20 protein-coding genes and 1 tRNA gene are annotated in these 20,434 nt (G+C 68.0%); 5 read left to right on the forward strand and 16 right to left on the reverse strand.

Going from position 1 to position 20,434, the window contains the following annotated elements:
- Window position 1: 1 nt before the first annotated feature.
- The 7 genes from ASC37_RS00985 to pyk form a co-directional block, all read right to left on the reverse strand.
- Window positions 2-886, reverse strand: a complete 885-nt coding sequence (locus tag ASC37_RS00985; protein ID WP_028874129.1) for a phosphoribulokinase — start codon at window positions 884-886, stop codon at window positions 2-4.
- A 98-nt stretch (window positions 887-984) separates the two neighbouring features.
- Window positions 985-1,161: a hypothetical protein gene (locus tag ASC37_RS11470; RefSeq protein WP_157287441.1), complete on the reverse strand. Its 177-nt coding sequence runs from the start codon at window positions 1,159-1,161 to the stop codon at window positions 985-987.
- Window positions 1,158-2,255: a YeeE/YedE thiosulfate transporter family protein gene (locus tag ASC37_RS00990; protein ID WP_037989253.1), complete on the reverse strand. Its 1,098-nt coding sequence runs from the start codon at window positions 2,253-2,255 to the stop codon at window positions 1,158-1,160. The genes ASC37_RS11470 and ASC37_RS00990 overlap by 4 nt, the downstream gene beginning before the upstream one ends.
- 8 nt (window positions 2,256-2,263) lie before the next feature.
- Window positions 2,264-3,223 (reverse strand): sulfurtransferase, encoded by a 960-nt coding sequence (locus ASC37_RS00995; protein ID WP_055422579.1) that lies wholly within the window; start codon window positions 3,221-3,223, stop codon window positions 2,264-2,266.
- Window positions 3,224-3,375: 152 nt separating this feature from the next.
- Window positions 3,376-3,948, reverse strand: a complete 573-nt coding sequence (locus ASC37_RS01000; protein ID WP_055422580.1) for a peroxidase-related enzyme — start codon at window positions 3,946-3,948, stop codon at window positions 3,376-3,378.
- Between the two features lie 57 nt (window positions 3,949-4,005).
- The gene (gene fba / locus ASC37_RS01005; RefSeq protein ID WP_055422581.1) at window positions 4,006-5,070 is read right to left on the reverse strand and encodes a class II fructose-bisphosphate aldolase; all 1,065 of its coding nucleotides are present in this window, start codon (window positions 5,068-5,070) and stop codon (window positions 4,006-4,008) included.
- Between the two features lie 39 nt (window positions 5,071-5,109).
- Window positions 5,110-6,561 carry a pyruvate kinase gene (gene pyk / locus ASC37_RS01010; protein WP_055422582.1) on the reverse strand — a complete coding sequence of 484 codons (1,452 nt, stop codon included), beginning with the start codon at window positions 6,559-6,561 and terminating at the stop codon, window positions 5,110-5,112.
- A gap of 159 nt (window positions 6,562-6,720) precedes the next feature.
- On the opposite strand from pyk, the gene ASC37_RS01015 reads away from it, so the two are divergent.
- The gene (locus ASC37_RS01015; protein ID WP_055422583.1) at window positions 6,721-7,026 is read left to right on the forward strand and encodes a hypothetical protein; all 306 of its coding nucleotides are present in this window, start codon (window positions 6,721-6,723) and stop codon (window positions 7,024-7,026) included.
- On the opposite strand, the gene hemF is transcribed toward ASC37_RS01015, so the two are convergent.
- The 7 genes from hemF to metG form a co-directional block, all read right to left on the reverse strand.
- Entirely contained in the window at window positions 7,010-7,972 is a 963-nt protein-coding gene (gene hemF, locus ASC37_RS01020; protein WP_055422584.1) for an oxygen-dependent coproporphyrinogen oxidase, read from the reverse strand. The genes ASC37_RS01015 and hemF overlap by 17 nt on opposite strands.
- Window positions 7,969-9,279, reverse strand: a complete 1,311-nt coding sequence (gene purD / locus ASC37_RS01025; protein ID WP_055422585.1) for a phosphoribosylamine--glycine ligase — start codon at window positions 9,277-9,279, stop codon at window positions 7,969-7,971. The genes hemF and purD overlap by 4 nt, the downstream gene beginning before the upstream one ends.
- Window positions 9,280-9,306: 27 nt before the next feature.
- Entirely contained in the window at window positions 9,307-10,890 is a 1,584-nt protein-coding gene (purH, locus tag ASC37_RS01030; RefSeq protein ID WP_055422586.1) for a bifunctional phosphoribosylaminoimidazolecarboxamide formyltransferase/IMP cyclohydrolase, read from the reverse strand.
- 22 nt (window positions 10,891-10,912) lie between these two features.
- Window positions 10,913-11,161: a helix-turn-helix domain-containing protein gene (locus tag ASC37_RS01035; RefSeq protein WP_055422587.1), complete on the reverse strand. Its 249-nt coding sequence runs from the start codon at window positions 11,159-11,161 to the stop codon at window positions 10,913-10,915.
- Window positions 11,158-12,171 (reverse strand): tRNA dihydrouridine synthase DusB, encoded by a 1,014-nt coding sequence (dusB, locus tag ASC37_RS01040; RefSeq protein ID WP_055422588.1) that lies wholly within the window; start codon window positions 12,169-12,171, stop codon window positions 11,158-11,160. The genes ASC37_RS01035 and dusB overlap by 4 nt, the downstream gene beginning before the upstream one ends.
- An 81-nt stretch (window positions 12,172-12,252) precedes the next feature.
- Entirely contained in the window at window positions 12,253-13,938 is a 1,686-nt protein-coding gene (locus ASC37_RS01045; RefSeq protein ID WP_055422589.1) for a SulP family inorganic anion transporter, read from the reverse strand.
- The gene (metG, locus tag ASC37_RS01050) at window positions 13,935-16,037 is read right to left on the reverse strand and encodes a methionine--tRNA ligase (protein ID WP_055422590.1); all 2,103 of its coding nucleotides are present in this window, start codon (window positions 16,035-16,037) and stop codon (window positions 13,935-13,937) included. The genes ASC37_RS01045 and metG overlap by 4 nt, the downstream gene beginning before the upstream one ends.
- Before the next feature lie 51 nt (window positions 16,038-16,088).
- Here metG and ASC37_RS01055 point away from each other — a divergent pair.
- A tRNA-Leu gene (locus ASC37_RS01055) sits at window positions 16,089-16,173 on the forward strand.
- Window positions 16,174-16,204: 31 nt separating this feature from the next.
- On the opposite strand, the gene ASC37_RS01060 is transcribed toward ASC37_RS01055, so the two are convergent.
- Together ASC37_RS01060 and mtnA are read right to left on the reverse strand one after the other, a co-directional pair.
- Entirely contained in the window at window positions 16,205-16,834 is a 630-nt protein-coding gene (locus tag ASC37_RS01060; protein ID WP_055422591.1) for a class II aldolase/adducin family protein, read from the reverse strand.
- Entirely contained in the window at window positions 16,831-17,907 is a 1,077-nt protein-coding gene (gene mtnA / locus ASC37_RS01065; RefSeq protein ID WP_055422730.1) for an S-methyl-5-thioribose-1-phosphate isomerase, read from the reverse strand. Before mtnA ends, ASC37_RS01060 begins: the two co-directional genes overlap by 4 nt.
- A 98-nt stretch (window positions 17,908-18,005) precedes the next feature.
- Between mtnA and ASC37_RS01070 the strand changes: the two genes are divergently transcribed.
- The 3 genes from ASC37_RS01070 to ASC37_RS01080 are packed head-to-tail and all read left to right on the forward strand — an operon-like array spanning window position 18,006 to window position 20,416.
- The gene (locus ASC37_RS01070) at window positions 18,006-18,269 is read left to right on the forward strand and encodes a PP0621 family protein (RefSeq protein ID WP_072247882.1); all 264 of its coding nucleotides are present in this window, start codon (window positions 18,006-18,008) and stop codon (window positions 18,267-18,269) included.
- Window positions 18,256-19,776: a two-component system sensor histidine kinase NtrB gene (locus tag ASC37_RS01075; RefSeq protein ID WP_055422593.1), complete on the forward strand. Its 1,521-nt coding sequence runs from the start codon at window positions 18,256-18,258 to the stop codon at window positions 19,774-19,776. The genes ASC37_RS01070 and ASC37_RS01075 overlap by 14 nt, the downstream gene beginning before the upstream one ends.
- A gap of 52 nt (window positions 19,777-19,828) precedes the next feature.
- Window positions 19,829-20,416 (forward strand): anthranilate synthase component II, encoded by a 588-nt coding sequence (locus ASC37_RS01080; protein ID WP_055422594.1) that lies wholly within the window; start codon window positions 19,829-19,831, stop codon window positions 20,414-20,416.
- The last annotated feature ends 18 nt before the right edge of the window (window positions 20,417-20,434 follow it).

Below are 20,434 nucleotides of genomic sequence, written 5' to 3' on the forward strand. Positions count from 1 at the left end.
CTTAGAGCACCCCCATCACCCGCTGGCGCCGCTCCATCAGGCGCCAGACGAAAGGGGTGAAGATGAGCTGCATGGCCAGGTCCATCTTGCCCCCGGGGATCACCAGCGTGTTCGCGCGGCTCATGAAGGAGTCGGCGATCATGTTGAGCAGGTAGGGAAAGTCGATGCCGCGCGGGTTGGCGAAGCGGATCACCACCAGGCTCTCGTCGGCGGTGGGCACGTCGCGGGCGATGAAGGGGTTGGAGGTGTCGACCACCGGGATGCGTTGGAAATTGACGTGAGTGCGGCTGAACTGCGGGCAGATGTAGCGCACGTAGTCGGGCATGCGGCGCAGGATGGTGTCGGTGACGGCCTCGGTGGAATAGCCGCGCTCGCTGCGGTCGCGCCACAGTTTCTGAATCCATTCCAGATTGATGATGGGCACCACGCCGATCAAGAGATCCACGAAGCGCGCCATGTCGTGCGTCTCGGTGACGAGCCCGCCGTGCAACCCTTCGTAGAAGAGGAGATCGGTGTTCTCCGGTAACGGCTCCCACGGCGTGAAGGTGCCGGGCTCCCCGCCGTATTTCGCCGCTTCCTCGATGGTGTGCAGGTAGTGGCGCGTGCGCCCGGTGCCGCTCTCGGAATAGGAGCGAAAGAGGTTTTCCAGCTCGTCGAGCAGGTTCGCCTCGGGGCCGAAGTGGCTGAAGTGTGGATTGCCGCGGGCGGTTTCCTCGGCGATGCGCCGGTGCATTTCGGCGCGGTCGAAGGCATGGAAGGCATCGCCCTCGACGATGGCGGCATTGACCCCTTCACGCTCGAAGATGCGCGCGAAAGTGCGGGTGATGGTGCTCGTGCCTGCGCCGGAAGAGCCGGTGACCGCGATGATCGGGTGTTTGATCGACATGGCAGCCCCTGCGTATCGACCCTGCAGTATAGCGCCATTTTTTGCCGCATGGACCTCGCCGATTCCGTTCGTTCCGCTGGTGGTGCCAGCGGGCGGGTTCAGCGCCCGGAGCAGTGACCGCCGCCGGGAGCCTGGCCGCTTCCCAGGGCGATGGGGGGCGGTTCGGGCCGGTAGACGCGGCTGCTGAAGGCATCAAGCAGGATCAGGACGGTAAAGCCGAGCCAGAAGAGCGCCGTGAAGCGGCGGAACCGGCGCAGACGGAGGTTCGTGTTCATGCGAAGACCGCTCCTTGGGGAACGTCGATCCGCCGGCGCAGGCGCACGCCCACCATCGAGCCGAGAAAAGCCATGGCGAACCACACCCAGCCGTGCAGGCTGGCCGAGGTGATACCGCCCAGCAAGGCGCCGACGTTGCAGCCGAATGCCATTCGGGAAGAATAACCCAGCACCAGGCCGGCCGCGGCGGCCACCAGCAGGCGGCGTGCCGAAGGCAGGTTGGTGGTCACGGGGCCGTGCCAGCGCGAGGCGGCATAGGCGCCGTAGAGCAACCCGAAGTTGGTCACCGAGGTGACGTCATAGACGATGGGTTCGGCCAGGCGCGCCGCGTGCGGGGCCACGCCCCAGAAGGGGTCGGCAGCCGGATTCCAGCCCAGCGCCGCGAAGGCCTTGGCGCCCCACAACCCCACGCCGTAGACGATGCCCCAGGGTTGACCGGCCACGATCAGGTGCAGCGCCGCCAGGAGCGCCAGCAGCACGGCGCCGATCACCCAGCGCCGCGGCCAGGGACCGGCGGCGCGCGCCTGCGGCAGGGTGAGGAGCGCCACCAGGGCGCAGCCGCTCAGCGTGAGGGCGAGCGCCAGCGGCCAGCCGTAGCGCAGCAGATCGACGGGCGGCAGCCCGCCGAGGGCGACCCAGGCCGGCTGATGCGAGGCGCCAAGGAAGCTGCCGAGCACGAAAGTGGGCAACACCACCACCGAGAGCGGCGACCCGGCGCCCGCCTTGTAGAGCGTGCCGGAGCCGCAGCCGTCGGTGAGCTGCATCGCCGCGCCGAAGAGGAAGGCACCGAGCACGAGGCTGAAGGTGAGCGGGGCCACTGCGCCGACCAGTTCGCCGGAATGCTGTGCCAGCAGGGGCAGCATGAGACTGGAGGCGAGTGCGAGCAGAAGCAGCTGCGCCCACAGCCCGTGCGGATTGCGCCGCTCGAGGTACTCGCGCCAGCCGGTGGTGAAACCGAAACGGCAGCCCTGCAGCACGGCACCGAAACCGAGCCCGAGCAGCGTGAGCAACCCCTGGCGCAGGCCGGCGAGCAGCGTCACGGCGAACACGAGCGCGAGCGCGCCGGCGATGAGGAGGAGACGGCGGATCGGCATGATAGGCCTCATTGGTCGAACCAGCGCTTGGCTTCGCGCGCAAGCGCCTGCAGGCGGGAGGGTTCGTGGTCCATCGGCAGGTCGCGCCGGCTCCAGGCGACTACCGATTCGGGGTAGAGCAGCACGTTTTCCCTGCCCAAGAGCTCCGAGAGGACGAACCAGTCGATGGCGGCCCAATGCCCCGTGTTGCAGAAGGTCACCGTCGGTTTGCCCGCGGGCGGCACTTCGCGCCCGACGAGGGTGCGCAGCTCCTCGACCGGCTTGAGGGTCCGGCCGTCGGCGTTGAAAAAGTGCGCGTAGGACAAGGACGTGGCGCCGGGCAGCGTCCCGTAACGAGCGGCGGCGCCGTGGCGTTCGTCGCCGCGGAAGAAGGGCTCGGGTCGAGCATCGACGAGCACGGGAGGATGTGGGCTTCGCACCTGGGCGGCCAAATCTTCGGTGGAGAGGGCGTAGCGGCGATCGTAATGGAAGGTAAAGGTACTAGGCCGCGACTGGACGGCGGCAGTCTCCAACGCTCCACCCTGTTCTTTCCAGCCGAGCGTGCCGCCGTCGAGCACCGACAGGCGGGTGAGCCCGCCCACCTTGAGCGTCCAGTAGACGCGCGCGGCAGCGCCGAAGTCGGTGGCGTCCTTGCCCGCATGGGCAACGATCACATGGACGTCGTGGTCGATGCCAGCGCGGCGCAGCGCCTCGGTGAGCGCCTGCTCGGAAGGCAGGGCCCCAGGGTTGTCGGCCGGGCCGCGGAAGACGCCATAGGGGATGTTGGCCGCGCCGGGGATGTGGCCAGCGGCGTATTCTGCGGCGGGGCGGATGTCGAGCACGCGCACGCTGGGGTCGCGCAGCAGCGGTGCGAGCTCGTCCGGCGTGAGCAGCGGCCGCACAGGCTGGGTCTGGGCGCAGGCGAGGGCGGAGATGCTGAGCAACAAGACCGCCCAGAGGGAGCGAAGCGACGAGAGGAAGAAGCGCATCGGAGCCACCTCGAGGGAAATTCGGGAGTCGAGGCGGCCGATGATAGGCGATCATGGCCGGACGGCAAAGCGCTCAGGGACGTTTTGTTTATAGCTTTTCGCTATAAGCCAATCGTCGCTCGAGAAGAGAGCCGGAAGGCTCGCCGTTGCGTTCAACCTCGTCCAAGGGCGTAGAACTCGTCGTTGGGCCGCAGGGCGCTCATGTTGGCGATGCGGTTGCTCATGCCGTAGAAAGCAGCGATGGCGCCGATGTCCCAGATGTCGTCGAGCGTGAAACCGTGGGCGCGCAGGGCGGCAAAGTCTTCGTCGCTGACTTCGGCCGAGCGCAGCGCCACTTTCATGGCGTAGTCGAGCATGGCGCGCTGGCGCGGGGTGATCTCGGCGCGGCGGTAATTGACGGCGAGCTGGTCCGACAGGCGCGGATTCTTGCTGCGGATGCGTACGATGGCCCCGTGGGCGATCACGCAGTAGAGGCAGTCGTTGGCCGCCGAGGTGGCCACCACGATCATCTCGCGCTCGGCCTTGGTGAGCCCGGTGTTCTTCTCCATGAGCGCGTCGTGATAGGCGAAGAAGGCGCGGAATTCCTCGGGCCGGTGCGCGAGCGCGAGGAAGACGTTGGGGATGAAGCCGGTCTTTTCCTGCACCGAGAGAATGCGGGCGCGGATGTCTTCGGGCAGATCGTCGAGCCGGGCGACGGGAAAGCGGCTGATACGCTCTTCACTCATGGGATGTCTCCTCCTTGAATGGACAAAGCCCGCACATGGCGGGCTTCTGGCGATGTTTCAGCGCACCTGCTGGGCGAGTTCACCCTTGCGGTAGCGCTCGGCCATCTTTTCGAGCGGGATCGGCTTGATCTTGCTCGCCATGCCGGCGCAGCCGAAGGCTTCGTAGCGCGACTTGCACACGGCCTTGGCCGCGGCGCGCGCCGGTTTGAGGTATTCGCGCGGGTCGAACTTGTCGGGCGACTCGGCGAAGAAGCGGCGGATGGCGCCGGTCATGGCCAGGCGGATGTCGGTGTCGATGTTGATCTTGCGCACGCCGTAGCGGATGGCGGTTTGAATTTCCTCGACGGGCACGCCATAGGTCTCTTTCATGTCGCCGCCGTAGCGCCGGATCTCTTCGAGCAGCTCCTGCGGCACGCTGGAGGAGCCGTGCATGACGAGGTGGGTGTTGGGCAGCCGGGCGTGGATCTCTTTCACGCGCTCGATGGCCAGGATGTCGCCGGTGGGCTTGCGCGAGAACTTGTAGGCGCCGTGGCTGGTGCCGATGGCGATCGCCAGCGCGTCGCACTGCGTGGCGCGTACGAAGTCGGCGGCCTGCTCGGGGTCGGTGAGCAGCATCGAGTGCGCGAGCGTTCCGGCCGCGCCGATGCCGTCTTCCTCGCCCGCCTGGCCGGTCTCGAGCGAGCCCAGACAGCCAAGTTCGGCTTCCACCGTCACGCCGATGTAATGGGCGAAGCGCACCACTTCCTGGGTGACGGCCACGTTGTACTCGTAGGAGGAGGGCGTCTTGCCGTCTTCCAGGAGCGAACCGTCCATCATCACGCTGGTGAAGCCGGAGCGGATGGCGGCCATGCACACGGCCGGGGTCTGGCCGTGGTCCTGGTGCATCACCACCGGCAGATGCGGGTAGGCTTCGACCGCGGCAAGCAGCAGGTGGCGCAGGAAGGGCTCCCCGGCATACTTGCGTGCGCCGGCCGAGGCTTGCATGATCACCGGGCTGTCGGTCTCGGCCGCGGCTTCCATGATCGCCTGCACCTGTTCGAGGTTGTTCACGTTGAAGGCGGGAATGCCGTAGCCGTGTTCGGCGGCGTGATCGAGCAGCTGGCGCATCGAGACGAGAGGCATGGGTCGTTTCTCCTTGGGAGCGGATCGTTCGGGCGGATTCTACACCGGCGGGACGCTCGCCCGCAGGGTCTGTCCGACGCGCACGATCTTGAGGGTGTTGGTGCCGCCGGGCACGCCGATGGGTTCGCCGATGGTGAGCGCGATGAGATCGTCGTAGGCGACGATGCCGCGCTCGAGCAGGATCTTTTCCGCCTCCCACAGCATCTCGTCGCGGTCTTGGTGTAGCTGTGACACGAGGATGGGGGTGACCTGGCGGTAGAGCGTCATCTGGTTGCGCGTGTGCTCGTCGGGGGTGAGGGCGAAGATGGGTACGCCGCAGTTGATGCGGCTCATCCACAGGGCGGTGGCGCCGGTCTGCGTCATGGCGGCGATCGCCTTGACGCGCAGGTGCCAGCCGGTCCAGATGGCCGACATGGCGATCGCTTCGTCGATGCGGGTGAAGACCCGGTCGAGCAGCTCCCGGTCGAGCGAGCTCTCCTGCGAGCGTTCGGCTTCGAGGCAGACGCGGTGCATGGCTTCCACCGTCTCGACCGGATAGCGCCCGCTGGCGGTCTCGGCCGAGAGCATGACCGCGTCGGTGCCGTCGAGTACGGCGTTGGCCACGTCCGAGACTTCGGCGCGCGTGGGCACGGGACTTTCGATCATCGATTCCATCATCTGCGTGGCGGTGATGGCGAGCCGGTTGCGCTCGCGCGCGAGCCGCAGCATCTTTTTCTGCAGCGCCGGTACCGTGGCATCGCCCACTTCGACGGCGAGATCGCCGCGCGCGACCATGATGCCGTCGCTCGCCTGCAGGATTTCCTCGAGGTTTTGCACCGCCTCGATGCGCTCGATCTTGGCGATGATGAGCGCGTGCCCGCCGGCAGCGCGCATGAGCTGGCGCGCCATGTAGATGTCGGCGGCGTTCTTGGGAAAAGACACGGCAAGGAAGTCGACGCCGATCTCGGCGGCGAGCCGGATGTCTTCCATGTCCTTGGCTGTGAGCGCCGGGGCCGAGAGGCCGCCGCCCTGGCGGTTGATGCCTTTGTGATCGGAGAGCACGCCGCCCACGAGCACCGTGGTATGGATGCGATCGCCGGCGACGTAATCGACCTGCAGCCGGATCTTGCCATCGTCGAGCAGCAGCACGTCGCCGGGGCGCACGTCGCGCGGCAGATCGGGATAGTCGAGCCCGACCCGGGTTTCGTCGCCTACGGGGCAGTGGACGTCGAGCACGAATTTCTGCCCGCGCTCGAGCGTGATTTTTCCCTGGGCGAATTTGCCGATGCGGATCTTGGGCCCTTGCAGATCGCCGAGTAGTCCCACGGGCCTTTCGCGCTCGAGGGCGAGCTCGCGCACCAGTTTGGCACGGGCGCGGTGCTCGTCAGCGCTGCCGTGGGAGAAGTTGAGCCGGGCGACGTCGAGCCCGGCATCGATCATGCGGCCGAGCACCTCGGCGCTGGAGCTTGCCGGGCCGAGTGTGGCGACGATCTTGGTGTGGCGTAGCGGCATGGGCACTCCGGATGGTGGCGCAACGCGCTTGCGTGCGTTCATTGTAGCAAGAAGGCGCTTTGCCGCCGTACTTTGGGCGAAACACCTTTTTACGCTGGCGAAGCGCCAGGGACGCTATTCTGTAGTCAGGAAAAAGACAGCTTTGCCGGAGGAAGGATCATGAATACGAAGAAGATCGTGCTCGGACTGGGAGCCCTGTTGCTGGGAGTGACGTCGGCGTGGGCGGGAAGGCCGGGGGAATGGGGCCATCATCCAGGGCGGCCGGACGTGGTGGTGATCGAGCGCCATGACCATGGGCGTCATTACGGTTGGGATCGGCGGCCGGTGACGGTGGTGCGTGAGAAGACGGTGATCTATCGCGACTGGGCGCCGCCGCCGCGGGTGGTGGAGTATCGCTATGCGCGGCCGTACTACGGTCCAGGCGTGACGATCGACGTCTCGCCGGTTTTCATTCCGTTCCGGTGAGCGGAGCCTCGGCCGAGCGTTCGGCCCAGTCGCGTGGCCTGAGCGCTTCGTAGAGCGCCGCCTCGGGGCTGCCGGGCTCGGGGTGCCAGTCGTAGCGCCAGCGCGCGAGCGGCGGCAGCGACATGAGGATGGCTTCGGTGCGCCCGCCGCTTTGCAAGCCGAAGTGGGTGCCGCGGTCCCACACGAGGTTGAATTCGACGTAGCGCCCGCGGCGATAGGCTTGGAAGTCGCGCTCGCGCTCACCGTAGGGGTGGGCGAGCCGCCGCTCGAGGATGGGGAGATAGGCTGGAAGGAAGGCATCTCCCACGGCCTGGGCGAGCCGCCAAGCGGATTCGAAGGGGATGGTGCCATCGGACCCCAGATCGTCGAAGAAGAGGCCGCCCACGCCGCGCGGCTCTTCGCGGTGCTTGAGGTAGAAGTACTCGTCGCACCAGCGCTTGTAGTGGCGATAGTGCGCCTCGCCGAAGCCCGCGCCCAGCACCGCGTCGCGGCAGGTGCGGTGAAAGTGCACGATGTCCTCGACGAAAGGGTAGTAGGGCGTGAGATCCATGCCGCCGCCAAACCACCACACGGGCGGCAGCCCTTCGGCGGTGGCGACGAAGGCGCGCACGTTGAGGTGTACGGTGGGGCAGTAAGGATTGCGCGGGTGCAGCACGAGCGACACGCCCAGCGCCTCGAAGGCACGCCCGGCGAGTTCCGGCCGCCGGGCGCTCGCCGAAGGCGGCAGGCTCGCGCCGCGCACGTGGGAGAAATTGACGCCACCGCGCTCGAGCACCGGGCCGTCTTCGGTGATGCAGGTAAGCCCGTCGCCCGTGAGCGCTTCGCCCTGCGGCCGTTCCCAGCGCTCTTCGCGAAACGCGCGGCCGTCGAGTGCGGCGAGCGCCTCCACGATGCGCGTCTGCAGCGCGAGGAAATGGCGCCGGATCGCGGCGGTGTCTGGCATCATGGATGGTGGCGGTTGAGCGCCCGGTGGCCGATGTCGCGGCGCATCTGTTTGCCGGCGAACTCGATGCGGTCGGCTACGGCATAGGCGCGCGCAATCGCCTCGCGCAGCGTCTCGCCGAGCGCGGTGACGCACAGCACTCGCCCGCCATGGGTGACGATCTGCCCTTCGCGCTCGGCGGTGCCGGCGTGAAAGACGAGCACCGGTTCCTGGGGTTCGAGCGGGGCGCATTCCTCGGGCAAACCCGTGATGACGTCGCCCTTGCGCGGTGCTTCCGGATAACCGGCGGCGGCAAGTACCACGCCCACGGCCGGGCGGCGGTCCCATTGAGCTTCGACTTCGAGCAGGGAGCCGGCGAGCGCTGCTTCGATGAGATCGACGAGGTCGGTCTTGAGTCGCGCGAGCAGCGGTTGCGCCTCGGGGTCGCCCAGGCGGCAGTTGAATTCGACCACCCGCGGTTCGCCCTGCGGCGAGATCATGAGGCCCGCATAGAGAAAGCCGGCGTAGGGCGTGCCCTCGGCGGCCATGCCGGCGAGCGTGGGCTGGATGATCTCGCGCATGACGCGGGCGTGCACGTCGGGGGTGACCACCGGCGCGGGGCTGTAGGCGCCCATGCCGCCGGTGTTGGGGCCACGGTCGCCGTCGAGCAGGCGCTTGTGGTCCTGGCTGGTGGCAAACGCAAGCGCGTTGCGCCCGTCGGCAAGCACGATGAAGCTTGCCTCTTCGCCTTCCATGAATTCCTCGATGACCACGCGCGCGCCAGCATCTCCCATGGCGTTGGCCACGAGCATGCGGTCGATCGCCTCGTGCGCCTCGGCGAGCGTCTGCGCCACGACCACGCCCTTGCCGGCGGCGAGCCCGTCGGCCTTGACGACGATGGGCGCCCCTTTGGTTTCGACCCAGGCGTGCGCTTGCGCGGCGTCGGCGAAGGTCTGGTAGGCGGCGGTAGGGATGCCATGGCGCTGCATGAAGCGCTTGGCGAAATCCTTGCTCGCCTCGAGCTGGGCAGCGGCCTGGGTCGGGCCGAAGATCGTCAGCCCTGCCTCGCGGAAGGCGTCGACGATACCGGCGGCAAGCGGCGCTTCCGGCCCGACGACGGTGAGATCGACGTGCTCGAGCCGGGCGGCGTCGAGCCATTGTTCGATCGTGCTTGCCGGCAGGTTGCGGCATTTCTCCGTGCGGGCGGTGCCGGGGTTGCCCGGAGCGACGAGGACGTGCTGCACGCGCGGTGACTGGGCAAGCTTCCAGGCGAGCGCGTGTTCGCGCCCGCCGCTGCCGATGACCATCACGGTGAGGCCGTGTTTCTTCATGGGGGTTCGCTCGTTCTTGGCAGACGGTCAGTGACGGAAATGGCGGATGCCGGTGAAGACCATGGCCAGGCCATGCTCGTCGGCCGCGGCGATCACCTCTTCGTCGCGCACCGAGCCTCCGGGCTGGATGACGGCGGTGGCGCCGGCTTCGGCGAGCACGTCGAGCCCGTCGCGGAAGGGGAAGAAGGCATCGGAGGCGACCACGCTGCCGCGCACCTCCAGCCCGGCGTTGCGCGCCTTGATGACGGCGATGCGCGAGGAGTCGACCCGGCTCATCTGGCCGGCGCCGATGCCCACGGTGCGTCGCTCCTTGCCGTAGACGATGGCGTTCGACTTGACGTATTTGGCCACGCGCCACACGAAGAGGAGGTCGCGCATCTCCTCGGGGGTGGGCTGGCGGCGGGTGACGACGCGAAGCTGGTCCGGATCGAAGGAGACGGCATCGGGTGTCTGCACCAGGAGCCCTCCGCCGATGCGCTTGTACTCCCATTGGGCGGGATCGGCGCCCAGTGGGCAGCGCAGCACGCGCACGTTCTTCTTCGCTGCGAGCACTTTGAGCGCCTCGGCAGTGTAGCCCGGTGCGATGAGCACTTCGAGGAACTGCGCCGCCACGGCCTGGGCCGCTGCCGCATCGACGGGCACGTTGAAGGCGATGATGCCGCCGAAGGCGGAGGTGGGGTCGGTGGCAAAGGCCCGCAAGTAGGCTTCGAGGGGGTTTTCTCCGAGCGCGACGCCGCAGGGATTGGCGTGCTTGACGATGACGCAGGCAGGACCATCGGCGGCGGGTTCGAAGCTCTTGACGCATTCCCAGGCGGCGTCGGCGTCGGCGAGGTTGTTGTAGGAGAGCTCCTTGCCTTGCAATTGCTGCGCCTGGGCGATGCCGCCGGCGGCCGCGCGCGGGTCGCGGTAGAAGGCGGCGCTCTGGTGGGGGTTCTCGCCGTAGCGCAGGTCCTGCACCTTGTCGAAAGCAGGCTGGAAGGCGGCGGGGAAGCGGCTGGTCTCACCTGCCGGGGTGCGGGCGGTGAGGTAGTGCGAGATGGCGGCGTCGTAGCGCGCCGTGTGCGTGAAGGCTTTGGCGGCGAGCCGGTAACGGGTGGCGTAGCTCACGCGGCCGCCGTTGGCGTGCATCTCGTCGAGCAACGGCGCATAGTCGGCCGGGTCGGTGAGCACGGCCACGCCGCCTTGTTCGTTGCCGTGATTCTTGGCCGCGGCGCGCACCATGGCCGGGCCACCGATGTCGATGTTCTCGATCGCTTCTTCGAGGGTGCAGCCGGGGCGCGCCACGGTCTGCTCGAAGGGGTAGAGGTTGACGGCCACGACGTCGATGAGCGGGATGCCCTGGGCGGCGAGTGCGGCCAGATGCGCTTCATCGTCGCGCCGCGCGAGGATGCCGCCGTGCACGCGCGGGTGCAGGGTCTTGACGCGGCCATCGAGCATCTCGGGAAAGCCCGTGTGCTCGGCCACGTCGGTGACCTTCAGCCCTGCTTCGCGCAGCGCCTGGGCCGTGCCGCCGGTGGAGAGCAGCCTCAGGCCCAGCCGTTCGAGGCCGCGGGCGAATTCGACGATGCCGGTCTTGTCCGAGACGCTCAGGAGCGCATATCTTTCTGTCATGATGGTTTTCCGTGCGTGGAGGTCAGCCGAGTTGGTATTGCTGGATCTTGCGCCGCAGCGTGTTGCGGTTGATGCCGAGCATCTGCGCCGCCAGCGTCTGGTTGCCGCCGGCGCGCGTGAGGATGTAGCGGATGAGTTCACATTCGACCCGATCCATCACCAAGGCATGCAGCCCCGTGGGTGTCTGGCCCTCGAGGTCGTGGAAATAGCGCTCGAGGGTGGCGAACACCGCCCGGCCGAGCTCGTCGCGGCATTCGGGCACCGGTTTCATGCGCAGACCTCGGCGGTCGTTTCCAGGGATTCGATCCGTCGGGCGGCCAGATCGCCGAAGAACTCGTCGATCGCCGCGCGCTGTTCGGTCACCGTCTCGAGCTGGTTCATGCGCTGACGGAAGGCGGCCGAGCCGACGAGCCCCTTGGTATACCAGGAAATGTGCTTGCGCGCGACCTTCACGCCCGTGGTTTCACCGTAGAAGGCGTAGAGGTCTTCGAGGTGCTCCAGCAGCAGGGCGCGGATCTCGGGCGGCGAGGGCGGCGGCAGATGCTCGCCGGTGGCGAGGTAGTGTTCGATCTCGCGAAAGAGCCAGGGACGCCCCTGGGCGGCGCGGCCGATCATCACGCCGTCTGCGCCGGTGTAGTCCAGCACGGCGCGGGCTTTCTCGGGCGTGGTGATGTCGCCGTTAGCGATCACGGGAATGGAGACGAGCGTCTTCACCAGGGCGATGGTGTCGTATTCCGCCTCGCCCATGTACTGGTCGGCCCGGGTGCGGCCGTGGATGGCGAGCGCCCGGATGCCGCAGGATTCGGCGATGCGCGCCAGGCGCGGGGCGTTCTTGTTGGCGCGGTTCCAGCCGGTGCGCATCTTGAGTGTCACCGGCGTGTCGGGCACGGCACGCACCACGGCTTCCAGGATGCGGGCGGCGAGCGCTTCGTCTTGCATGAGCGCCGAGCCGGCATAGACGTTGCACACTTTCTTCGCCGGACAGCCCATGTTGATGTCGATGATCTGCGCCCCGCGCTCGACGTTGTGTCGCGCCGCCTGCGCCATCATCTCGGGGTCGGCACCGGCGATCTGCACGACGATGGGTTCGACCTCTCCGGTGTGATCGGCCCGGCGCAGGGTCTTGGCGCTGCCGTAGAGCAGCGAATTGGAGGTGACCATCTCGGAGACCGCCAGCCCGGCACCCAGGCGCTTGCACAGCTGCCGGAACGGACGGTCGGTGACTCCGGCCATCGGGGCGACGAAGAGGTTGTTGCGCAGGCGAAAGCCGAGGTAGTCCATCGCGTTTGGGGAAAGAGGCTCGTTGAAGGAAAAGGATCAAGTATACCGCAGCACGACCTGGCGACGGGCGCCGAACCTGCGTCAAGTATAGGAAATCTCGGGTTCCTTCCGCTGCAAGCCTTCGGCCCAGGCGAGAGCGTCTTCGAGGTTGCGTCGCAGGTTCTCGCGACCGATCTCGTCGATGAAGCCTGCCTTGCGCAGCGTGCGGAAGACGTCGCGGTTCAGTTCGGCGAGTACGAGCGGGATGCCGCGTTTCTTGAGCTCGCGGGCGATGGCGCGCAGCGTATCGAGTCCCGAAGCGTCGATGCTCACGAGCTTGCCCAGGTCGAGCACGACCACGTCGGGCCAGTCTTCGGTGTCGAGGAGCTCGTCGAGCTTGTGAATGGCGCCGAAGAAGAGCGAGCCGGAGATGCGGTAGGCGGCCACGCGCAGCGACCCGTCCTCGCGCCGGAAGCGGTGTGCATCGGGCCGTCGCTCCAGCGGCAGCCGCTCGACGTGGGTGAAGCGCGCCATCTGGTAGATGAAGGCGAGGCTCGCGAGCACCATGCCGACTTCGACGGCGATGGTGAGGTCGAAGAGCACGGTGAGGGCGAAGGTGGTGAGCAGAATCACGCGATACTTGGTGCTATAGCGTCGGAGCGCAGCGGGGGCCATTTCGTGCCAGTCGCCCATATTGACTGCAGTGACGAGCACGATGGCGGCGAGCGAGGTGAGCGGCACGTGGGCGGCAAGCGGCGCGAGCACGAGTACGACGGCGAGCAGGGTCAGGGAATGGACGATGCCGGCCACCGGGGTGCGGCCGCCGGCGCGCACGTTGGTGGCGGTACGGGCGATCGCGCCGGTGGCGGCGAAGCCGCCGAAGAGGGGTGCGACGACGTTGGCGATGCCCTGCGCCATCAGCTCCTGGTTCGGGTCGTGCCGGTCGTCGATCATGCTGTCGGCCACCCGGGCCGAGAGCAGGCTCTCTATGGCGCCGAGCAGCGCGATGGCGATCGCCGGTGGCAGCAGTTGCCCTAGGCGGGTGATGTCGAAGGCTGGCAGCGATGGCGTGGGGATCGTCTGGGGAATGCCGCCGAAGCGTGTGCCGATGGTCTCCAGCGGCAGGGAGAAGAGCATGTTCACGGCGGTGGCAACGATCAGTACCGCCAGCGGCCCTGGCAGCCGCGCGAGCCAGCGCTGACGGCGCGCGTAGCGGTTCCAGGTGAGCAGGAAGGCGAGCGAGGCGAGCCCGAAGCCGAGCGTAGGCCAGTGCGCGGTGGGCAGCGCCGTGGCGAGCGCGTGCATCTTGCCGAAGAACTCGGCCGGGACTTTGTCGATCGACAGGCCGAGGAAATCCTTGATCTGGGAGAGGAAGATCACCACGGCGATGCCGTTGGTGAAGCCGATCACCACCGGCAGGGGGATGAAGCGGATGAGCGTGCCGAGCCGAGCCGCACCGAGCGCGAAGAGCAGCAGGCCGGCGAGCATGGTTGCCACCAGCAGGTTCGCTTCGCCGTGGGCGGCGACGATGCCATAGACGATGGGAATGAAGGCGCCGGTGGGGCCGCCGATCTGCACCCGCGAGCCGCCCAGGGCGGAGATGAGAAAGCCGGCGACGATGGCGGTCCAGATGCCGGCCGAGGGAGACATGCCACTGGCGATGGCAAACGCCATGGCGAGCGGCAGCGCCAGCACGCCCACGGTGGCGCCAGCCGAGAGGTCGGCGAGGAACTGCCCGCGGTCATAGCCGTGCAGCGTCTCGATGAGGCGCGGACGGAAGAAGCTCATTTGATTCTCATGCCGGGGGTTGCGCCTTCGTCGGGCGAGACGAGGTAGATGCCGGGATGGGTACCGCTCGGGTCGGAGGCGGCGAGCACCATGCCCTCCGAGAGGCCGAACTTCATCTTGCGCGGCGCGAGGTTGGCCACCAGCACGACCAGGCGGCCGACGAGCGCGGCGGGATCGTAGGCCGATTTGATGCCGGCGAAGACCTGCCGCACCTTGGCGCTGCCGTCTTCCTCGCGCTCGCCGGCGTCGAGCAGCAGCCGCAGCAGCTTGTCGGCGCCCTCGACCGGCTCGGCGGCGATGACGCGCGCCACGCGCAGGTCGACGCCGAGGAACTGCTCGAGCGTGATCGGCGCGGTCGCTTCGGGCTTCGCTTCGGCAGGTTTGGGCGCAGGAGCGACCGGAGCGAGCGCTTCGCGGTTGGCTTCGATGAGCGCGTCGATCGCCTTGCGCTCGATGCGGGTGAGCAGGTGCTCGTAGGCTTCGATCCGATGCCCGGCCGGCAGGGGCGCCCAGTCTTCTCCCCAGCACAGCGGCTCGATGGCGAGGAATCGCTCGACGCGGGCCGCGGTGCGCGGCAGGACTGGCTTGAGGATGCGGGTGAGGTCGCGGAACATGGTGAGCGCCGTGGAACACACGCGCTGCAGCCGCTCGGGTTCGCCGCTCTTTGCCAATTCCCAGGGCTTGTGCTCGTTGATGTAGTGGTTGGCGGCATCGGCGAGCGCCATCGCCTCGCGCAGCGCCCGACCGTAGTCGGCGTCTTCGAAGGCACGATGCAGCCGCTCGTCGCGGTGGGCAGTCTTGAAGGGGGCGAGCGCTGCGGCATCGACGGGTCCGAGCCGGCCCTCGAAGCGATCGGCGATGAAGCGGGCGGTACGGCTGGCGATGTTGACGTACTTGCCCACGAGGTCGCTATTGACCTTGGCGATGAGATCGTCGAAGCTGAGGTCGAGGTCTTCGAAGGTGCCGTTCGACTTGGTGGCGAAGTAGTAGCGCAGCCATTCCGGATCGAGCCCGTGTTCGAGCCAGGAGCGGGCGGTGATGAAAGTGCCGCGGCTCTTGCTCATCTTGGCGCCGTCGACGGTGAGAAATCCATTGACGTACTCGCGCGTGGGCGTGCGATAGCCGGAGAAGTGCAGCATCGCCGGCCAGAAGAGGGCGTGGAAGTAGAGGATGTCCTTGCCGATGAAGTGCACCATCTCGGTGCCGGCTTCGGCGGCGCGGCGCGCGTCGATGTACTCGGCCACGTCGATGTCGCCCCGGCGCTTGGCGAGCGCCAGGAAACTCGCCAGATAGCCGATGGGGGCATCCAGCCAGACGTAGAAATACTTGCCGGGGGCATCCGGGATCTCGAAGCCGAAATAGGGGGCATCGCGCGTGATGTCCCAGTCCGAGAGACGGTTCTCGCCCTCTTCGCCGAGCCATTCCCGGATCTTGTTGGCCGCTTCGAGGCTCAGGTGCGGTTCGCCGCGCGCGTTGGTACCGCGCGTCCAGCGGCGCAGGAATTCCACGCAGCGGGGGTCCGAGAGCTTGAAGAAGTAGTGCTCGCTCTTCTTGAGCACGGGCTTGGCGCCGGAGACGGCGGAATAGGGGTTCTTGAGTTCGGTGGGGGAATAGGCTGCGCCGCACGCCTCGCAGTTGTCGCCGTATTGATCCGGCGCGCCGCAGCGCGGGCATTCCCCTTTGATGAAGCGGTCCGGCAGGAACATGCCTTTGACCGGGTCGTAGAACTGCTCGATCTCGCGCGCTTCGATCAGACCCGCCGCCTTGAGCTTGCGGTAGATGTCTTCGGCGAAGAAGCGGTTCTCCTCGCTGTGCGTGCTGTGGTAGTGATCGAAGGCGACGAGGAAGTTGGCGAAATCGCGCGCGTGTTCCTGCTGCACGCGGGCGATGAGCGCTTCGGGCGTGATGCCTTCTTTTTCCGCGCGCAGCATCACGGGCGTGCCGTGGGTGTCGTCGGCGCAGACGTAATGGACCGTATGCCCGCACATGCGTTGGTAGCGCACCCAGACGTCGGCCTGCACGTAGCCCACGAGGTGGCCGAGGTGGATGTCGCCGTTGGCGTAGGGGAGCGCGTTCGTGACGAGGATCTTGCGGGTCATCTCCGGTCCTGATCTTGGCAGCGGGAGGCTTCGATTATAATGGTTCGCCGTGCCCGGGTGGCGAAATTGGTAGACGCACCAGATTTAGGTTCTGGCGCCGCAAGGCGTGGGGGTTCGAGTCCCTTCCCGGGCACCAAAAGCACCGTTCAGGTGCTTTTTTATGTCTTTCAACGCCGGCCATAGCCGGCGATGGCCTCCTGTGCTTCGGCGATCTCTTCGTCTGTGAGATGGACCGGCTCGCCGAGCGTGCGGGCCCTCAGGTAGTGTTCGCACAGGGTTTCCAGCTCCTGCGCCAGGGCGAGCGCCTGGGGGAGGTCGCGGCCGAGGACGAGCATGCCGTGGTTGGCCATGAGGCAGGCGCGGCGGCCTTCGAGGGCTTCGAGCACGGCGTCGGAGAGCGCCTGGGTGCCGAAACGGGCGTAGCGGGCGCAGCGCACGTCGGGGCCGCCGAAGCGCAGGATCATGTAGTGGAAGGGGGGAAGGCCGCGGCGGTGGCAGGCGAGCGCCGTGGCCGCCGGGCTGTGGCAGTGGACGACGGCACCGGCCTCTGGCCGACTGCGGTAGAGGTCGCGGTGAAAGCGCCATTCGCTCGACGGTGGCCAGGGACCGGAGGAGATGCCTTCGAGCGTCATCGGCACCATCATCTCGGCGCCGAGTTCTTCCGGGGGGATGCCGGAAGGGGTGATGAGGAAACCTTCGACGGTGCGTACGCTGAGGTTGCCGGCGCTGCCGGGGTTGAGCCCGGTCTCGGCCAGACGTCGGGTGGCGGCAAGAAGCGCCTGGGCGGGGTCGATCATCGGTCGGGCTCCGGGAAGAGCTTGGCGGCGGCGAGCGGTGCGGGCCAGGCGCCGGTTTCGGTGAGGATGGCGGTGATCCAGCGCGCAGGGGTGAGGTCGAAGGCGGGGTTGCGCACCCGGGCCGGCAGTGGCGTGAGGCGTACGGGAACGGGCTCGTCCGTGCCGGGCGGCAGGCCGGCGACGGTGAGGACTTCGTCGGCGGCGCGCTCCTCGATGGGGATGGCGGCGCCGTTCGGACAGGTGGGATCGAACGTGGTGGCGGGCGCCGCCACGAGGAAGGGAACGCCGTGGGCGTGCGCGGCGAGGGCCTTGAGGTAGGTGCCGATCTTGTTGGCGACGTCGCCGTTGCGGGCGATGCGATCAGCCCCGACGAGCACGAGGTCGATGTCGCCCTGGGCGATGAGCAGACCGGCGGCGTTGTCGGCGATGAGGGTGGCGGGCACGCCGGCTTGCGTGAGCTCCCAGTGGGTGATGAGGCCCTGGTTGCGCGGGCGGGTTTCGCTGACGAAGACTTCGAGCGCAATGCCGGCAGCGTGGGCGAGGTAGAGGGGGGAAAGCGCCGTGCCCGCGCCGCAGGTGGCGGCCCAGCCGGCGTTGCAGTGCGTGAGCACGCGTACGGGGCGATCGAGCCGGCACGCCAATTCCTCGATCCAGGGTAGGCCGGCGCGGCCGATGGCCTCGCAGCGTTGGGCGTCGTCGGCGCGCTGGCGTTCGGCCTCACGCCAGGCAGCAGCGGGGCGCTCGGAGGGCGGCAGCGGCGCGAGCACGGCGCGCTGCGCTTCCAGCGCGAGGCGCAGGTTCACCGCGGTGGGGCGGGTGGAAAGCAGCCGGGCGATGGCGTCTTCCAGGGCGGCGTCGCTTGCGTCGCGCTCCAGGGCGAGCGCGAGGCCATGGGCGGCGGCAACGCCGATGAGCGGTGCGCCGCGCACGCGCAGGGCGACGATGGCTTCGAGCACGTCGTCGAGCGTGCCGAGCCGGCGCTCGACGACGCGCCAGGGGAGTCCGGTCTGATCGATAATGACGATGGAGTTGCCGTCGCGGCGCAGGGTGGCAAGCGGGGGAGTGAATGACATCGTGTAGGCAACGTCGGTCCGGGCAGAGAAAATCATAGCACGGCAGGAACATGGGCACGCGCTACAATCGCTTCTTTGGTCCGGTTCGGGATGCGGTGATGCGTTGGTTGTTCTGGTTCGTGGTGCTGCTGGCGGTGGTGTGGTGGGTGCGGCGGCGTTTTCTCGACGGCGGGGGATCGCGTCCGGGCGAGGAGAGCGCGCGGTCGGGGCGGGGGCACAGGAAGCCTTCCGCGGAGGCTGAGCCGATGGTGCAGTGCGCCCGCTGCGGGGTGTTCGTGCCGGCCTCCGAGGCGGTGCGCGCCGGGGGGCAGACCTTCTGCTGCGAGGCGCATCGGCAGGAAGGCGCGCGTGCGCGGGAGTGAGCCTTCCATCGCCGGCATGGCGGGAACGGTCGGCCGCCTAGGCGATCTGCTGCGCGTGGCCGTGGCCGGCGTGCTGCTGGTGGGCGGGCGGCAGATGTCGCTGGGCGAGGAATGGCCGTCGGCCTTCCTGTGGCTGAGCGTGGGCTACTTCGGCGCCGCCGTGGCATTGGCGGTGTTGCGGCCGCTGCGCCTGCGCCGGGCCGGTGCCTGGGTGACGGCGGCGGTGTTGTTGGACGTGGCGGCGCTCACCGGGGTGATGACGGTGAGCGGCGGATTCCGCTCGGGACTGGTTCCTTTCCTTTATCTGGCGGTGGGCGGGGCTTCGCTGGTGGTATCGCGCCGGCTTGCTGCTTTTTACGCGGCGCTGGTGGCGCTTGCCCTGCTGGGAGAAAACCTGTGGCGAACTGGGGTGGGAGGGGGGCCGAGCGATGCCTATCTCGTGGGCTTGAGCGGAGCGGGAGCCTTTGCGGTGGCCTTGGCGGCGCAGGCGGTGGGAGAGCGTCTGCGCCGGGCGGAAGCGTCGATCCGGGCACAGCAGGAGACGCTCGCCTGGCAGCGGGAGATCAACGATCGCATCCTACGCGAGCTGCGCGACGGGGTGCTGGTGATCGACGACGAAGACGTGGTGCGCTACGCCTCGCAGCCGCTGCGGCAGTGGTTGGGGCGGGAGCCGGTGGGGGAACGCGTCGAAGAAGTCCTGCCCGGAGTGGACCGGCTGCTGGCCCGACGCGGCGGGGAGCGCTGGGTGGCGGTTCAGGGGCGGCGGCTGCGCTGCCGCGCGACGGTGCCCTACCGCGGCGGCGGGTGGCTGGCGTTCGTGAGCGACCTGGAAGAGGTGAGCCGCGAATTCGAGCGCAACAAGCTCGCCTCGCTCGGAACCCTGGTGAGCGGGGTGGCGCACGAGGTGCGCAACCCTCTGGCGGCGGTAGTACAGGCGCTGGAGCTGATGCGGGGTGAGGAGAACGCGGCGGCGCGCGAGCGCTTGCTGGCGATGGCGCTCGACAATGCGGAGCGCATCGAGCACCTGGTGGAGGACATCCTGTCTTTGGGGCGACGACAACGGCCGCAGCCAGAAGTGCTCGATCTGGCTGGGTGGCTGAGGGAGTGGCGGCGCGAGGCGCTCGCGCGGCTCGGCCGCGGCGAGGAGGAAGTGGTGCTGGAGGTGGGCGAGGGCTTGCGCATCTGGATCGACCCCCTGCATTTGCGGCACATCCTCGACAATCTCGTCGACAACGCGGCGCAGTTTGCGAGCCGCCGCGCTGGGGCGATCCGCGTGCGCGCCCGGGCCGAAGGGGAGCGGGTGTGCGTCGAGGTGTGCGACGATGGACCGGGTGTGGCACCGGAAGTGCGCGAGCGCTTGTTCGAACCGTTCGCGTCTTCCCGGCCCGGTGGCACAGGCCTTGGGCTGTACGTGGCGCGCACGCTCGCGCAGGCGAACCAAGCAGAAGTGGAGTGGGTCGATAAGGGATGCTTTCGGGTGTGGCTGCCGCGGCCGGCGCAAGAGTGAGCACGGCGGTGGTGTGTACAATGGACCGTCCGACGGTCTGGGAGAAAGGGCGATGTTGCTGCTGATTGACAATTACGACAGTTTCACGTGGAATCTGGCACAGTACTTCGGCGAGCTCGGGGCGCAGGTGAAGGTGGTGCGCAACGACGAGGTGACGGCGGCGCAGATCGCGGCCTGGCGGCCGGAGTACCTGGTGATCTCGCCTGGGCCGTGCTCGCCGCGCGAGGCAGGCATTTCGGTGGAGGTGATCGAACGTTTCGCCGGCGAGATCCCCATCTTCGGGGTGTGCCTGGGGCATCAGGCGATCGGGGCGGCGTTCGGCGGGCGCGTCGTCCATGCCAAGCGCCTGATGCACGGCAAGACTTCGCCCGTGTTCCATCGCGGCGAGGGGGTGTTCGAGGGCTTGCCCAATCCGGTGGAGTGCACGCGCTACCATTCGCTGGCGGTGGAGCGCGAGTCGCTGCCCGAGTGCCTGGAGGTGACGGCCTGGACCGAGGACGGCGAGATCATGGGCTTACGCCACCGCACGCTGCCGGTGGAAGGGGTGCAGTTCCATCCGGAATCGATCCTGACGCAGCATGGGCACGAGATGCTGGCCAATTTCCTGCGCCAGCATGCGCCGCAGCCGGCGGCGGCCTGAAACGCGGCAAGGGAACGG

Source organism: Tepidiphilus thermophilus (assembly GCF_001418245.1).
Classification (GTDB): Bacteria; Pseudomonadota; Gammaproteobacteria; order Burkholderiales; family Rhodocyclaceae; genus Tepidiphilus; species Tepidiphilus succinatimandens.